Origin of the sequence: Acetobacterium wieringae (assembly GCF_026646375.1) — a bacterium.
In the GTDB taxonomy this organism is placed as follows: Bacteria; Bacillota; Clostridia; order Eubacteriales; family Eubacteriaceae; genus Acetobacterium; species Acetobacterium wieringae_A.
The window spans coordinates 51029-65693 of the sequence record NZ_JAIPPU010000007.1 but is presented as its reverse complement, the minus strand read 5'-3'; the positions used below and the strand labels follow the sequence as shown (position 1 = coordinate 65693).

The following is a 14665-nucleotide window of genomic DNA, read 5'->3' as shown; positions in this document are numbered from 1 at the left end:
AACGTGCCAAATAAAAAAAGCCCTTAAAGTAGGCTTTTTTTAAGATCGAATTATCAAAGCGCTTTTAATTTGAACACTCAATAATTTTAAAGTGTTCAATTTTTGACTGTTTGATCATTTTTTGAACTTTTCGACAGACTTTTTTCGAACAATGCGTTTCAATTCTTAATCCATTCGGATGAAGTGCTTATTTTTAATACTTTTACATTCAACTATTCTTAGTAATTATGTATGGAACCATCATATCTTCATAGCAAATCTTTCCATGATTCCCACTTGATCCGGCAGGATGGAGTCCGTGGTCGGCTGTAATGATGACCGTTCCATTAAATCCACTTACAAGTTGTTGTACCATTTTATCCACCTGACCAATCTGTTCCATTGCCTTCGGGGAATACGGACCATAGGTGGTAGCATCATCATCAATGCTATGAAAATGGGTAAAGATCAGTTGTTTTTTTGCGCTGATTGATTTTTTTGTGTTCTCAAAAACATTGCTGTCCTGGTCACCCTGATTGATTGAAAGAACCGGTTCGATCGAGGTATTGAGCATTTTGGCATCACCTTCGATGTAAGCTGCCGTTTTATTGAGTGCCTGGGCTTTTTCAAAAATATCCGTACCGTTAAAATCCATAACTTCCCGGTTGTTAATCCCATTGCTGCAGGGAAGTGTTCCGGTGATCATGGCTGCCAGTCCCGCCGGAGAAATCGGAGGGTAAACAGATAAAGCTGGCTGTGTAGGCAAACTGGACAAATAAGGAGCTTTCCCCTGTTCACCTGCCATTTTCAGCATTGTCCAACCCAAACCATCCAACTCAATGACCATCACATCACTTCCTTTTTCCAGTTGATGGATGGCATCCGGGGCCACATCGGTAATTGAAAACCGAGGTGGATCACTGAGAACTCCAGCAACATCTGTGATGGTTGTCAGATCCGAGGTTGTGTAGTTGATCCCGGTCTCACTGATTTCAAAAAAACTTTTATCACTCACCTTATCAAATTTGACGCTGCCATCTCGTCCAAACACTGCGATTTCTGTTTGAAATTCGAGCAGATCTTCTGGCAAAACCTGCTTGTGGGTGGTATAGACGGTGACCGTTTTTTCATTAATTTCAGACCGTCCTTCAAAAATTCGCTTTTCAGTGAAGCCATTCAGGTACAAATTGCCGGCCGTAGTGCTCCGGTATCCCTTTTTGTCATCAATTCCAATGGCCTTCTTATCTTCATCCAGGTCGGTCGAAATCACGATGATAGTTCTCAGATTTTTGATCTGGCTGGAGATAGGATGAAGGGTATTAATCAATTCCCAATCATAGCGATTTGAATAACTCAGATGACAATCACTGAGATCATTTCCGTTTATTTTGGAAGACAATCCATCTGCCCCAATTAACAGTAGATCATAACTGGTTGACCGGGGTTGGGCCGAGGCAATCACCTTTTCCAAGGCAATTGTAGTATAATTTTTTTCATCTTTAGTAACTCGCTTGATGGGATAACCCATCATGGTATTGATGGTCAATGGTGTCTCGACATCACCGCTGATTGTAAAGCTTTCGGGATACTCACCGCCTAAGCCCTGATAATCACATCCGGAAAGAATGAAAATGAGCAGAATCAAGGGGAGCATTATCCGGATTTTTTTTATATAGCCGGTCATCTTTTCACCTACACAACCGCTTTAATGAAGAGTAAACCTTTCACCGAAACTGCATCTGACCCTTCAAAAACACCATCAACACCACCATCAGATAACGTTAGAATTCCCTTTTTAAGTTCTTCCAAGGTCATTTCTGTTTCATACCCTTCGGCACCCGTCAGCTTGTATTTGGCCACTTCCCTGATTTTCAGTTCCTGGAATATTTTGTCGATGGCTACCCCGGATTTTCCATTCAGGGTGGTGGTGCCATATTTTTCCTGTGCTTTTGAAACACTCAAAATCAGATCTTTTCCCAGCTTATTATAGAGCATATCTTTCATCCGCATCCCTTCCGGAAGATCCGGACCAATAAACATTGGCGCATTTTCGCCGGTAATTTTAATATACTGGTTTTTATATAGATCATAATTTTCGGTTCTAGCCCAGCCATCCATTCCAGCCACATCCACTGTATCTGTTTTTACAGCACCGACTTTTTCCAATAGCTGACTGGTTGGAACCGCCTGGTCAATGGCATCATAATACTTGTAGGTTTCTGGTGTGCAGCTCAAAACTGCCGTTTCCAGCATCGCCAGATTTTCAGTTTCAACCTGGGTCACAGCACCCTTAATCTCGATTTTATTAAGGAATTTCACCCAATACATCGCCCGTTCCTCCGGCACAACAGTCCGCAAATCACAGGCCGCTCCGTTAACCTCATAGGCAATGATCACATCCCGAATCGCCAAAACATCCCGAGGGATTTCGATGGCGTATCCATCAGTGGCATTTAATACAATGGCATCATAATTTTTTTGCGATTCCCCATACTGCGCCAGAATATCTTCCAGCTTGACCCCTTTTCCAGAGGTTGGCGTCTGTGTTCCACTGGCATCGATCGAAATCGCATCGAATGTCACTGGCGTCATGGCCTTGATTTCATCGCCGGTGATGATCTTTTCATCGGCCAGACCGGTAATCACTACTTCCTGACTGTCGGTTTTCTTTGCCACCGATGTGAAGCCCAGCTTTTCGGGGTCAGCTCCAGCATCTGTTACGCATTGCGCCACCGCACCAACAATGCCCCGGCTGGTCAGGGTCGCCCCAGAAACCGCATCAACGTCCAGACGTTGTTTTGCGATGATACTTTCCGGCATCCCTTCGACCGCTTTGGTTGCGTAATCCAGATCATCCTTGTGAGAAACCACTTGTACCGATTCTATTTTATTTTCCGAAAAGGTCACCTCCACCTTGATTGGACCATTTTTTCCTTGTGCCGACCCTACATAGCTGCCTGCTTCATAGCTGACGCCACCAGCACAGCCGGCTAACATCACCATCATCAGGCCGGTTAGAACCCCTATATAAATTTTTTTCATCTTTCCCTCGCTTTCTCTTGTCGCTTAAATCTGTCAATCAGGAAATCTCGATTTCCTTCAGAAATTTTGTCCAGTTTTGCTTAAAGTTTTCATTCTTGGCCACGATAAAAAAACAATCCTGATTCTCATAGGTCAAATTTTCACCATCCATTGCAAAGGTCAGAAAAAGTTTTTCAGGATCTTCCAGATCAGCTTTACTGTAGGCCTTTGAAAAACCATCCTGGGAAGTACAAGTGATCTGATTAACCGTGCTTAAATCGACACCGACTGCTGCGAGAATATCTTTGAGGAGTATCCCCGAATGTTCATTGGTTGTTGGTTCTTCGCCGCTTTTTCCCTGAGTCGTTTCAAACGCCACCAACGGGGCGGTGGTCATGATTTTCTGATCAATGATCCATTCCTGCCCAACGGCGGTAAAAACCCTTACCTGGGCCGTTCCCGAAAACTTCGGAGTAGTGTCGGAAGATTTCTCACCGCCGCCACTGCATCCCACCACCAGAAGCATTGCCATCATTATCGCCAAAAACAGGCTGATACTCTTTTTCATTACTCTCTCCTTTTGTTTTTATTTGTTTTTTTTTATAAATCAACTGATAAATTTGCTGCATTGTTTTAATGCTTCTCTAGACCATCATAGCCACCCACACATAGCCGATACTTAGAAAAACTGCTGTAATCATCACCGCATAATCATAACCTTTTAGCCTGAGCACCAGGTATTCCACCCGGTTTTGATAGGCACCGAAGGCTCTGCTTTCCATGGTGATGGCGATTTCTTCGGCGTGTTTCAATGAGGACAGAATAATTGGGGTAATCAGATAGACGTAGATTTGAGTTTTCTTACCAAAGGGGATTTTTCTGAAATCAATCCCCTTTAACTGCAGTGCCACCATGGAATCCTGAAATTCTTCGGTGAAGATGGGAATAAACCGCAACGATAACGCCGTCATAAAGGCGATTTTGTAGGGCACCTTCCACTGGATCAGACCCTGGATGGTCTCTCGATAGTTTGAGGTCGACATAATAACCCCGGAAGTCAGAATGACCAGCATCCGGACAAATGTTTTAATCCCCATTTCAAGCCCTTTTTCGGTCAGCAGCGGGATTCCAAACACTTCAAAAAGCACTTTTGTACCAGGTGTGAAAACACTCTGGACAATCGAGAGGGTCAAAAGCAAGATCAGAATCCGCCGATACCGTCTGACCAGCGCCAATAATTCTACCCCCATCAGCAGTGCGCAGACAATTGAAATGATACCGATCCCCACAACAAAAGCTAGATTCTCGACCACCAGCACCATCGAGGTCAGACTAAGGACCAGCACTATTTTTGTTCGTGGATCGATCTTAGCAGCCATCATCCACAACCTTTCCATCTTTTAATCTGATAATACGATTGGTATGATCCTTGATAAATTGAAGATCATGGGAAATTACGGCCAAACCAATACCTTCCCTTGCCAGTTCTTCCATCAACTGGTACAGCGCTTTTTTGCGGTCCCGATCCAGTCCCGTAGCAGGTTCATCCAGAATTAGGAACCCGGGCTCCTGCGCCAGGGTTGCCGCCAGCACCAGGCGTTGTTTTTCGCCCCGACTCAGTCGCATCGGCACCCGTTCTTTGAGATGGCTCAGCTCAAACCGTTCCAGCAGCGCTGCGGCCCTTACTAATGCTGTCGTTTTATCCATACCCTTAATTTCCAGCGGAAAGATGATTTCATCCTGAACATTCGCCGCAAAAAGCTGACGGTCCGGGTTTTGAAAGGCATAACCAATCTTAGATCCACGCTCACATAGCTTCAAGTTCTTTCCGTCGACGCCGTCGATTACAATATTTCCCGAATCAGGCATCAGAATACCCATGATAATTTTTCCCAGGGTGGTTTTTCCTGATCCATTTTCACCGGCGATGCCGACAATTTCGCCCCGGTTCAATGACAGATTGATATCCCTTAAGGCAAATCTGCTGCGGGGATAGCCATAGGATATTCCCGTGAGTTTAATATAGCTCTCCATACTGGCTCCATTCATTGTTTCTCGCTTTATTTCTTGCCTTCTGATACTAAAAAGCCGCTACAAACTGCCATCATAGGGAATTAGACGACCATGCTTCAGCACCAGGATCCGATCGGCGATATCCATATTTTCAAAGTCATGTTCCACCATAATGATCGATTTTCCCGCATCTCTTAAGCGCCCCATGACCGCTTTGATCAGCTCCCGGCCCCTGTTGTCGATCTGTGACAATGCTTCATCAAACAGCAGTACCTGTGGTTCCATACTAAGGACTGAAGCCAGGGCAATCAGTTGCTTTTGACCACCGGAAAGATGATTAGGCGAATCAAACCGGTAATCCTCCATTCCCACCATTTTTAGCATCGCTGCAATCCGTTCTCCGATAATCTCCCGTTTGATACAAAGATTTTCGGGGCCAAAGGCAACCTCCGCCTCAATGGTTGGAGAAAACAGTTGATTATCCGGTTCCTGAAAGACAATTCCCACCGTTTCGGCTAATCTGGGCGTTTTCATTTTAAAAATAGATTCACCAAACACAGCTACCTCGCCCTGTACTCTGCCCCGGATGGTTTTGGGAATGATTCCAGCTAAGATATGACACAGCGTGCTTTTGCCACAGCCAGAATGACCAGCGACAGCCAGAATTTCATTTTTTTTCAGGCTCAGATCCAGTCCATGGAGAATATTGACCTCACTACCAGGATAACGAAAATAGAGATTGCGCACTTCTATGGGATTCATTTCGGCCTCCAGTTTTTCCGCTGATTATTTTTTGAATAGCAACGGACTTCTTTCGTACTTGTGGCTTATTCATGGTTTGTCTTTTTAGCTGGATCGATTAATCCGGGATCACCACTGCAGCTGATGTCGATCTCTTCCATCAGTTCCGGCTCTCTAAAAGACCCCAAGCGGTTGACCTGATTGGCAATAGCGTAAGCCAGCAGTCCTCCCAACCCACCCGATAAAGCCGACAAACTCAAAGTCAGAAGCAGCGGAATCAACGGCAAGCGGAAGAAGACAAAATTAACGCCAAAGCTCCCCAGTACATTGGCAACCACCCCGGCACTAAAGCAGCCCCCTTTGGTGTATTTATATTTTCCAATGATAAAATAAAGGACTTCCACGCCGATACCCGGCATTAAATAGGTAAGCATACTCATGATGCCATGGGAACCCATGGTACCGGTGACGGTGACCAAAATCGCCTGAACCAGACAAACCAGAACGGCCGCTCCGGTTTTTTTTACCAACAACGCCCCCAAAACGATAAATAGCATATAGATGCCCCCGGAAATGGATCCCCCCGGGATAAAAAATGGGCCGGTGATAATATGTACCAACGGTACCAAAACAACCTTTACCGCAATCCCCAAAGCCGCCATCATGGCAATCGTGACCAGGTCGAAAAGGGTTAGTTTTTCAAACTTCTTTTCAAACAAGCTTAGCCCTCCTTTCACTTATACGCGCAAGCTCTCTTTCTTTTTCCTGACGAACTTCATCCATATCCTCCTTGATCTCGGTATCGAGGTAGTCTTCCAATTCCCGGGTCAAAGCTTTTTTCCACTCGGTAAAGGCCGGTTTATAGGTCAGGATAAAGGCCAGCAGTCGGCCATAATCAACCGCCGGCTTAAGCTTACTGAAATCTTCATAATCAATGGCATAAATGAGATTATCTCTAACGATGAAATTTCTGAGATTGATATCATAAAAAGTCAGACCTGTTTTTTGATGCAACCGATTCAGCCAGTCAATGGTTTTTTTGAACAACGCAGTGATCTCACTGTTCCGGTTGACGGGGCCTGAAAATAAGTCCGATTCACTGACTTCTGCTATTTCCAGTTTTTCACAAAGCGTCATTCCGCCAAGATATTCGTATAATAGGACTCGGTCAAACTGCCCCAAACATTCGGGGACGGTAAACGCCATTTCATGAAGCAGGTTTAACATTGCCAATTCTTTTTTTAGTGCTGCTGCTTCTGTAAATGTTTTTTCGATCAGCCGGATCACCTGCTGATCCGCTGATATTTCGATCAGTTGAACCCGGTTTTTTTTACTTTTGAATTGTCTGAGAACCTGATAGTTGCCGGTATGATAGTATTTTTGAATGGTTTCACTCATCATCTTCGGGTCTGCCAAGGTGTATTTTTATATCAGCACCTTTTTCATATCCTTCCAATTCCGAAACGACACTGAGCACCACATTTTGAATCAGTTTTTGAACAAAGGGGACCATCACGACCTTTTGCTCATTGATCCTCAGCGTCACCCCGTCATCCTTGAGGGGACAATCCGTTCTTTTTACCTCGTTGGCGACAATCTGCCGGCAAAAACCAGCACAATCAGTGCCACATAAACCACAGCATTTTTCTGAAAAACCGGGCAATAGATCAAACGCGTATTGCTGAACCAGATCAACCAGACGATCCGGTTCCTGCAAGCAGTGAACCACTGCTTTTCCCCGATAATTACTGCACTTGTCTGCAATAACTCCGGAAAATGCGAACACCGTGTTATCCAGCCGTTCTTCAAGACCCTCATAATCGTGTCCGGTGACAATTTTGGGAATGGCCGGATCATCAACACCCTCCAGTATCACATAATCATGATCATAGTGAGCCAGCAGCTTTCGAAGTGGCAGTTTTTCCTGGTAAAGAATATCTGTTTCTGCCATTCCCAACGCCGTTACCAGCTGTGCCCCCGCGTGTTTATGGCGATCTGTGTTTGTTCCTGGTTGATCCATAGCAAAAGCTTCATAATGAATTTCCTTAACCGATCCCACCGAGTACCCTCTTCTTCGCAAACCACTGATAATGGTTTCAATGACTGTTGTTTTTCCCGAATGGGTCAATCCCCGTACCGACATTACCTTCATCACAACACCTCATCTTCATATGATAACAGTCTTTTTACTCAAAATAAATTTCACTTAGATATTTGCAATTTCGCAAACTAAAGGTCTCACCTGTTATGACAATTTCCATCGGACCTGTTCCACCCTGGGTCTTATCGGTGTTTTCGACGCCATTGCGTTCATAGACAAGATAAACCCCATCGCCATCCAATTCTGCAATTGTCCCAGGGGAGGCATATCCGTCAATCGCTTTATAGGTTACTTTTTCATATTGCTGGTAATCAAAACCGATGGTCTTTAATACATCTTTTAACAATACCCCACCAAAGACAATCTCCACTTTACCTTTGCTGGTATTTAAACCTTCATCCGTGAAAACCTTTGGCAGTGCTTTAACCGCATCCAGATCAAACTGAGCTACAGTTTCATCATTGACGATAATTTTAACCGTTTCCCGGCCCAGCGCCGCCAACCGTTCTTCAGTCTGCGTTTTATTGATCATGACCAGAAGCACAGACGAAAGGGTTAAGAATAGAATTACCAGTGGCAGAATCCATCGTTTGAGACTTTTCTTGCGATTGACAACGCGATCTTCTCCGAGTTCTTGTCTGCTCATCTTCATAGCTCTCCTTAACTGCTAAATTTACCGATTTATTCCCAAACTAAAATAAAGCAGGCAAAGATGTCTCTGCCCACTTAAGTCTTTATTATTTGACAACAGTCATTTTACTGATGTTCTGAACCCAGGCACTGGAACCTAAACTGCCGGCAACTACGCTAACCAGCTCTTCACCGTCTAATGATACTGTCAGTAGCGAATCTTCTGCCTCAACTGACGCTTTGTCATAGGCCTTGGAATAGCCGTCTGATGCTTCCATTGTGATGCTGGTGAAGTCTGTGATACCCAATTGTTTAGCGACATCCTTTAAAGCATAACCTTGAAAAACACCACCCGTTTCTGATCCATCTTTTTTAGTCATTTTAATGGTTTTTTCTACCAGCGGTAACGCTGCCAGATCTGCCTGAGTCAGCTGGGTTTTTCCATTAACCCCTTCCAGGGTGATACTGAATTGCGCAACCGCCTCCTGACTCTGGGTTGTCGTTTCCGTTTTGGAAGCGTTTTCTTCTTTGCCTGAATTTGCTGCTGGCGTACTGCAACCAAGCAGACCAACCCCCAAGACCATCACCAATGCCAGTGTTAACAACTTCTTTTTCATTTTTTCCTCCTGAGCTTTCTTTTTAACGGAAGGCTGCGCAAACCAAAAATCACAAAGGAACAATAAAAATTTCAAATTTTGCAAAAAAAAGCAGGTTCAGCAAAGCTAAACCCACAAAAAATTCCATGCAAACATAATTCTTCTTACTTTTCCAATGTGGGAGGCCCTGTCGTTTCCGGCAGAACCCTAACGTCTTAACCTCCATGACATGTTTACGTTTTAGGAAGATAAGATCAGTAAGCAATTTCATTCCGTATTTGATTATTTTAATTATATTTTTTTAGCCTTTAATTGTCAACTTCTATTTGCAAATGGCACCGATAAATTTTCAGTTGCCACTCACTATCTCTTCACATAACGCTCACCTATCAGGAATATGATAATAAAATGAAGTAACAAGTCCTCTGGCTGCTTCTTTATAAATTTGGAGGTAATTATGAAAAAATCAACCCTATCCATAATCTCAGCAATGACCATCCTGTCGCTGAGCTTCTCAACCAATGTTTTCGCTGGATCCGATCATACAACCGCTATCAGTGCCACCACTACAACCGAAGTTTCAAATAGTATCGGTGTCGAGTACCGGGGTCATATTCAGAATACCGGGGACTACCCCTTGGACAACACCTGGATTCAAGGCCCCACCGAATTGGGCACCGAAGGTCAAGGTCTGCGTCTGGAGGGTTTCTGGATTGAATTAACAGGAACCGTACCAGAAAATGCCCACATCGAATATCAGGTCCATGTTCAAAATGAAGGCTGGATGGACTGGGTATCGGACGGTGAGTTTGCTGGAACCAGAGATAAAAGCCAACGCATCGAAGCCATCCGCATTCGCCTGGTGGATGATGACGGCAATGCCTTGTCCGGATATTCGGTTGAGTACCGCGGTCATATCCAGGATCAGGGCGACACTGAATGGGTTTCTGACGGTGCTGAATTGGGAACAACCGGTTTGAACCGACGACTGGAAGCGTTGGAAATACAGATTATCCAATCTGATGCCAACAACACCGACTCTGAAGACCAAAGCAGTGATGACGACACGACTGATGAACCAACCAGCCCTGGATCGGCCATTGCCTCTCCAACTTCAACCATCGCCATCGATAAAGAATTCTCGAATCGTGAGCAAAACGCCAGTTATGACGACAGTGCCGCTACCCACGCAGTTTTTAACGGAACTGACATCCAGGTAACTGGTGCCGGCGCTACTGCCGAAAATGGTATTCTTACCATAACTTCGGAAGGCACCTATGTAGTAACCGGAAATCTTACTGAAGGCCAAATTCGAGTCGAAACCACCGATACCGAAAAGGTTCAACTGGTCTTAAACGGCGTCACCATCCATAACAGCAGCAGTGCCCCCATTTATCTTAAAAGTGCGGACAAGGTCTTTATCACCCTAGCCGAGGGTACCACCAATACCCTGACAGATGGCAGCGAATATATCCAGATCGATGACAACACCGTTGATGCGGTTATATTCAGCAAAGCCGATTTAGCGATAAATGGAACCGGTACCTTGAACATTACTGCTAATTATAAACATGGGATTGTCTCCAAAGATGATCTGGTCATAACCAGTGGAAACTTTAATATTTCCTCGGTAAAAGCTGCATTAAACGGTAAAGATGCCCTAAAAATAAAAGATGGTGTCTTTAATATCTCATCCTCAGACGGCAAAGGCCTCTCCTCAAAAAACGACAGTGACACCACCAAGGGTTATGTCTATATTGCTGGCGGCACCTTTAATATCAGCAATTGTACCGAAGGGATTGAAGGCACTGCCATTGTCATTGAGGGCGGCGACATCGACGTTACTGCCACTGATGACGGTTTAAACGCCGCCAGCGAAACAACCACCGATACTGCAACGAGCGAGACAACCGAAACCGCACAGATGCCCGATGGTCAAGCACCTGGTGGGGGCGGTGGGATGATGGCGGCTGATACAAATGCCTATATCGCCATTGCTGGCGGTGCCATCAAACTCAATGCTGCGGGCGACGGCATCGACTCCAACGGTAATCTTTACGTGTCCGGCGGCACCATCTTTGTCAGCGGCCCTACCAGCGACGGTGACGGCGCTTTAGACTATGATGGTACTGCCGATGTCAGCGGCGGCACCATCGTGTTAGCTGGTAGCTCGGGGATGGCCCAGAGCTTTTCCAGCACCTCAACTCAAGCGTCCCTTCTTTATAATCTCACCACAAAAGCTACCGCCGGCACAGAGATCAGTTTAAAAGATGCCGATGGCAAGGTATTGGTTTCCTTTACTCCTGAAAAAGCCTATCAGTCGGTGGTGATCAGCACCCCTGAGATGAGCATCGGATCAACCTACACATTGACTACCGGTAGCCAGACCGCAGAGATCGAGCAAACCGCCATGGTTACCAGTAACGGCAATACCCAAGGAGGCCCCGGTGGTACCCGACCAGATGGCGGAAACAGACCCGACCCGGGAGCCACACCGACGACACCTCCAACTGAGACAGCCGTTTAACCTTTCTGCTTAATTATCCCTAAAAAAAGATGCCTGTTTCCTGGTATCTTTTTTATTCTATACTACTAATAATACATGGAACTCACAACAAACGCCATAATCATTCCCATCACAATGCTGATAAGAATCGCTGCGCCAACTGCAATGGCCATCATCACCAGATACGCCCGGGCAAAATTCTTTTTGTTGGGACCCGTTTCACTGCCAAACCCCCAAATAAAAAGCATCACAATCCCGGCAATGGGGATCGCCATAATCAAAAACATGATTAAATATTGACCCATTGTAATTAGATCTGTTGCCTCCGTTTTCTGCAGTGATGATGTCGGTGTACTGGATCTGGTCGGTTGCGGTGATTGAATACTACTGACGTTTTGGGGCGAAGCCGATTTTCCTAACTGCTTTGCCCCACAATGGGTACAAAACGCCGCATCATTGGGAATCTGTTTGCCACAGTTTTCACAAAACATGGTTTTACCTCCTTAGTTTTTACTTTCCGTTTCTTTGTCTTCAGTTTTAGATTTACCTGGCTGTGCGGCTTTTTTATCTTTCATTTTTTTTCTGATTTTCCAGACAATAAAGAATACCAATCCGACAATGGCGGCAAAAGGTATCAGTCTGAATATTAAAACGATTAAAAAAGCCACAATGTAGAGAATTAAATTGATTGAAGTCACAAAACCTTCGCCAATTTTTGTGAATATTTCTGAAAATGGTGAATTAACCGCAGTGGCAGACAATCGCTTTTCATACAACGAAACATATATCGTTGAATAAGCCATTTCAGTATCCCAGTTTTTTATGGTCGTCGTCAGGCTGTCAATTTCTGTTCGAACTCGATTTAATTCGCTTTCGATGGTCAGCATATCATTAATATTTGTTGCCTGTTTTAAATATTCCAACAACCGACCCTCTTCAATTTTCAAGTTGTTTAGCTGTGCCTGGACATCTGCATACTGTTGCGAAATATTGGTACTGCTGACATTGGCACTAATGGGACTGCCCCAGGTCTGAATCATGGTCATGGCTTCGGAAAATTTCGATGATGGTACCCGGATAGTCAGAAAACCTGAGTTATTCTGAACACCAGCCTGTTCAGAGCCGTAATTTGATCCGGAATCCTGGACGAATCCGCCCAGTTCCACAGCATAACTGCTGATTTTTTCAAAGGTATCTTGATAATTCTCCGTATTCAGACTGATGTTTCCGGAATAGATAATTTTGGATGTATCAAAAGGAGTACTGGCATTAGCGGTTGCTTCCGGAAGTGGCACCGCATCGGCTGTTTCACCAGTCATCTGATCAGAAACCATGGCTTCATCAGACCCAGCTTTACTATTGTCCTGATTTGCTCCGTTAAAGCATCCTCCAGCGACAACCATTATCAGACAGAACAAAATAACGACTATACCCCAAAACCATTTTTTCCTGACTTTTGAAAACCTGGGTATTACTCCACTGGAATCAGCTAACGTTTCTTTTTCAGATGCCAGACTTTGATTCGCTTTTTTCTGATTCATGAATCCACCTCCTAAATAATTTTTAGACCAATATCCTTATTTCGTTTTTACCCGTGTTTTTATTGAAAATGCATCAAAATATTTATTTATCTTTAACAGTCAATTGTCCGATCTTTTTTGGAATGGTACAAATCGAGTCCATGATTGTCATAGGGACTTTTTTTTGAATCGCCCTGTTTTTCCCTTCGCTCTTTTTCAATTTTTCGATTCATGATTTTTGCCATTATACAATAAACCAATCCAGGCATTTTTAACTGAGCCTCGTGATAGAGCGTAGCTGGCGAATCTTCCTGCTTTGCCACATTTTCCAGAAAACGGTCAAACTTTTTTTCAGTACTTTTTCCATTTATAAGCTTGCTTAACGGCTGACCATTAAGCATCGCCCCCATACCAACTACAAATCCACCGTTATAACAAAGACCATTCTCCCTGGCAAACAGTTCCATCATTTTTAGCCCCGATTCATGTGTATGAACATACGGCATCCCCCCCTGAATAACTGCATAGAGACATTGTCCATGAAGAATATCCTGATTTTTCTCGAGTTCTTCCAATAAATATACCGTATCAGCAGGATAAGTATTAATGTAGCAAGGGCCAACCATAATGATTGATTCCGCCTCATTAATTGCCGCAAACAACGGACTTAAATCCTTTAAGTTAGGATATAAATGCAGAATTTCCACCCGATAATCCCGGGATAACAAGAATTCCCAGCAACGATTGGCCAACATCATGCTAGTCCCTACTTTTCGGGGGCTTAAATTTATAATCACTGCTTTTTTCATTTGCTTAACCCCTCCGCAGCCGTCTCAAGGCAATCACCGATGTTACTATCATCCGCCAGATACACCCGGCCCCGGATATTCATAATTCTGATATTTTCCTCAACCAGATTTTTAAACGCTCTTTTTTCCTCGTCGAGCCATTCCTCTTTCACACCGACGGCTACTAATGTATGGACCCGACCAATTTTTCCTTTGACCAGTTCGCCGTTTTTACTGTAATAGTGGCGATCGCCAATGACCGCACATTTATCAAAAATGCGCTTCGTTTTAAACGAATAGCTCCCCCATTTAACCGGAGTTACCATAACAAGCACATCAGTTCTCATCAATTTGGGCAAAATAGTGTCGGCATCATCCCGATGGATGCACTGTCCATAAGTTTTGTTGGTGCAGCCACCACAGCTATAACAAGGATCAACATGTAAATCCGTGATGTCAATCAATTCCATTTCAATTTTTCGCTCCCGCAATTTTTGCTCAAGTTTTTCTCCAGCTTCCTGTCTGGTATTGTCTGATAGTATGGTAATCATATTTTCCTCTTTTCTCACTGTTATCTAGCCTCACTTAACAAAAGTAAAGCCTGTTATAAAAGGTAATATATTACATATTTCTTATCTTGTCAACAGAAGCGATTGAAACCTTGTATTAAACACCAAATTCTTTGACACCTTTTTAAAAAGAAAAATCATAAAATAAATGTCCATTATAATTTTTGTGATTCAAATCTTAGTTGAAATATGATAGGATAT

General features: G+C 44.0%; 16 protein-coding genes and 1 riboswitch. Of the genes, 1 reads left to right on the top strand and 15 read right to left on the bottom strand.

What is annotated here, in order from left to right; translation table 11 throughout:
* Nucleotides 1-208: 208 nt before the first annotated feature.
* The 11 genes from Q7P33_RS08070 to Q7P33_RS08020 form a co-directional block, all read right to left on the bottom strand.
* Nucleotides 209-1663, bottom strand: coding sequence for an alkaline phosphatase family protein (locus Q7P33_RS08070; RefSeq protein WP_303869130.1), 1455 nt, complete (start codon nt 1661-1663; stop codon nt 209-211).
* Nucleotides 1664-1671: 8 nt separating this feature from the next.
* Nucleotides 1672-3021, bottom strand: a complete 1350-nt coding sequence (locus Q7P33_RS08065; RefSeq protein ID WP_303869129.1) for an FMN-binding protein — start codon at nt 3019-3021, stop codon at nt 1672-1674.
* A 37-nt stretch (nt 3022-3058) separates the two neighbouring features.
* Nucleotides 3059-3568 carry a hypothetical protein gene (locus Q7P33_RS08060; protein WP_303869127.1) on the bottom strand — a complete coding sequence of 170 codons (510 nt, stop codon included), beginning with the start codon at nt 3566-3568 and terminating at the stop codon, nt 3059-3061.
* Between the two features lie 76 nt (nt 3569-3644).
* Nucleotides 3645-4397 carry an energy-coupling factor transporter transmembrane protein EcfT gene (locus Q7P33_RS08055; protein ID WP_303869125.1) on the bottom strand — a complete coding sequence of 251 codons (753 nt, stop codon included), beginning with the start codon at nt 4395-4397 and terminating at the stop codon, nt 3645-3647.
* Nucleotides 4369-5049 (bottom strand): energy-coupling factor ABC transporter ATP-binding protein, encoded by a 681-nt coding sequence (locus Q7P33_RS08050; protein ID WP_303869123.1) that lies wholly within the window; start codon nt 5047-5049, stop codon nt 4369-4371. The genes Q7P33_RS08055 and Q7P33_RS08050 overlap by 29 nt, the downstream gene beginning before the upstream one ends.
* 42 nt (nt 5050-5091) lie before the next feature.
* Nucleotides 5092-5775: an energy-coupling factor ABC transporter ATP-binding protein gene (locus Q7P33_RS08045; RefSeq protein WP_303869121.1), complete on the bottom strand. Its 684-nt coding sequence runs from the start codon at nt 5773-5775 to the stop codon at nt 5092-5094.
* Nucleotides 5776-5840: 65 nt separating this feature from the next.
* A complete protein-coding gene (locus Q7P33_RS08040) occupies nt 5841-6473 on the bottom strand; it encodes an ECF transporter S component (protein ID WP_303869119.1) in 633 nt (210 codons plus the stop codon).
* The gene (locus tag Q7P33_RS08035; protein ID WP_303869117.1) at nt 6466-7155 is read right to left on the bottom strand and encodes an RIO1 family regulatory kinase/ATPase; all 690 of its coding nucleotides are present in this window, start codon (nt 7153-7155) and stop codon (nt 6466-6468) included. Before Q7P33_RS08035 ends, Q7P33_RS08040 begins: the two co-directional genes overlap by 8 nt.
* Nucleotides 7145-7906 carry a molybdopterin-guanine dinucleotide biosynthesis protein MobB gene (locus Q7P33_RS08030; RefSeq protein ID WP_303869115.1) on the bottom strand — a complete coding sequence of 254 codons (762 nt, stop codon included), beginning with the start codon at nt 7904-7906 and terminating at the stop codon, nt 7145-7147. The genes Q7P33_RS08035 and Q7P33_RS08030 overlap by 11 nt, the downstream gene beginning before the upstream one ends.
* Nucleotides 7907-7940: 34 nt before the next feature.
* Entirely contained in the window at nt 7941-8501 is a 561-nt protein-coding gene (locus Q7P33_RS08025) for a hypothetical protein (protein WP_303869114.1), read from the bottom strand.
* A 91-nt stretch (nt 8502-8592) separates the two neighbouring features.
* Nucleotides 8593-9102 carry a hypothetical protein gene (locus Q7P33_RS08020; RefSeq protein WP_303869113.1) on the bottom strand — a complete coding sequence of 170 codons (510 nt, stop codon included), beginning with the start codon at nt 9100-9102 and terminating at the stop codon, nt 8593-8595.
* Between the two features lie 128 nt (nt 9103-9230).
* A riboswitch (molybdenum cofactor riboswitch) is annotated at nt 9231-9353 on the bottom strand.
* A 185-nt stretch (nt 9354-9538) separates the two neighbouring features.
* On the opposite strand from Q7P33_RS08020, the gene Q7P33_RS08015 reads away from it, so the two are divergent.
* Nucleotides 9539-11608 (top strand): carbohydrate-binding domain-containing protein, encoded by a 2070-nt coding sequence (locus Q7P33_RS08015; RefSeq protein WP_303869112.1) that lies wholly within the window; start codon nt 9539-9541, stop codon nt 11606-11608.
* Between the two features lie 65 nt (nt 11609-11673).
* Here Q7P33_RS08015 and Q7P33_RS08010 read toward each other — a convergent pair whose 3' ends face one another.
* The 4 genes from Q7P33_RS08010 to Q7P33_RS07995 all read right to left on the bottom strand — a co-directional run bounded on the left by Q7P33_RS08010 (nt 11674) and on the right by Q7P33_RS07995 (nt 14446).
* Entirely contained in the window at nt 11674-12078 is a 405-nt protein-coding gene (locus Q7P33_RS08010; protein ID WP_303869111.1) for a zinc ribbon domain-containing protein, read from the bottom strand.
* 12 nt (nt 12079-12090) lie between these two features.
* Nucleotides 12091-13128 (bottom strand): DUF4349 domain-containing protein, encoded by a 1038-nt coding sequence (locus Q7P33_RS08005; protein ID WP_303869110.1) that lies wholly within the window; start codon nt 13126-13128, stop codon nt 12091-12093.
* A gap of 92 nt (nt 13129-13220) precedes the next feature.
* Entirely contained in the window at nt 13221-13916 is a 696-nt protein-coding gene (locus tag Q7P33_RS08000) for a hypothetical protein (RefSeq protein ID WP_303869109.1), read from the bottom strand.
* Nucleotides 13913-14446 (bottom strand): flavodoxin family protein, encoded by a 534-nt coding sequence (locus tag Q7P33_RS07995; RefSeq protein ID WP_303869107.1) that lies wholly within the window; start codon nt 14444-14446, stop codon nt 13913-13915. Before Q7P33_RS07995 ends, Q7P33_RS08000 begins: the two co-directional genes overlap by 4 nt.
* Nucleotides 14447-14665 lie beyond the last annotated feature (219 nt).

What these genes read in the sequence shown, in the direction of transcription:
- Q7P33_RS08025 (WP_303869114.1), bottom strand. Translation starts at nt 8,501, where the DNA reads ATGAGCAGACAAGAACTCGGAGAAGATCGCGTTGTCAATCGCAAGAAA.
- Q7P33_RS08030 (WP_303869115.1), bottom strand. Translation starts at nt 7,906, where the DNA reads ATGAAGGTAATGTCGGTACGGGGATTGACCCATTCGGGAAAAACAACA.
- Q7P33_RS08065 (WP_303869129.1), bottom strand. Translation starts at nt 3,021, where the DNA reads ATGAAAAAAATTTATATAGGGGTTCTAACCGGCCTGATGATGGTGATG.
- Q7P33_RS08060 (WP_303869127.1), bottom strand. Translation starts at nt 3,568, where the DNA reads ATGAAAAAGAGTATCAGCCTGTTTTTGGCGATAATGATGGCAATGCTT.
- Q7P33_RS08055 (WP_303869125.1), bottom strand. Translation starts at nt 4,397, where the DNA reads ATGGAAAGGTTGTGGATGATGGCTGCTAAGATCGATCCACGAACAAAA.
- Q7P33_RS08000 (WP_303869109.1), bottom strand. Translation starts at nt 13,916, where the DNA reads ATGAAAAAAGCAGTGATTATAAATTTAAGCCCCCGAAAAGTAGGGACT.
- Q7P33_RS08035 (WP_303869117.1), bottom strand. Translation starts at nt 7,155, where the DNA reads ATGATGAGTGAAACCATTCAAAAATACTATCATACCGGCAACTATCAG.
- Q7P33_RS07995 (WP_303869107.1), bottom strand. Translation starts at nt 14,446, where the DNA reads ATGATTACCATACTATCAGACAATACCAGACAGGAAGCTGGAGAAAAA.
- Q7P33_RS08050 (WP_303869123.1), bottom strand. Translation starts at nt 5,049, where the DNA reads ATGAATGGAGCCAGTATGGAGAGCTATATTAAACTCACGGGAATATCC.
- Q7P33_RS08045 (WP_303869121.1), bottom strand. Translation starts at nt 5,775, where the DNA reads ATGAATCCCATAGAAGTGCGCAATCTCTATTTTCGTTATCCTGGTAGT.
- Q7P33_RS08070 (WP_303869130.1), bottom strand. Translation starts at nt 1,663, where the DNA reads ATGACCGGCTATATAAAAAAAATCCGGATAATGCTCCCCTTGATTCTG.
- Q7P33_RS08015 (WP_303869112.1), top strand. Translation starts at nt 9,539, where the DNA reads ATGAAAAAATCAACCCTATCCATAATCTCAGCAATGACCATCCTGTCG.
- Q7P33_RS08010 (WP_303869111.1), bottom strand. Translation starts at nt 12,078, where the DNA reads ATGTTTTGTGAAAACTGTGGCAAACAGATTCCCAATGATGCGGCGTTT.
- Q7P33_RS08020 (WP_303869113.1), bottom strand. Translation starts at nt 9,102, where the DNA reads ATGAAAAAGAAGTTGTTAACACTGGCATTGGTGATGGTCTTGGGGGTT.
- Q7P33_RS08005 (WP_303869110.1), bottom strand. Translation starts at nt 13,128, where the DNA reads ATGAATCAGAAAAAAGCGAATCAAAGTCTGGCATCTGAAAAAGAAACG.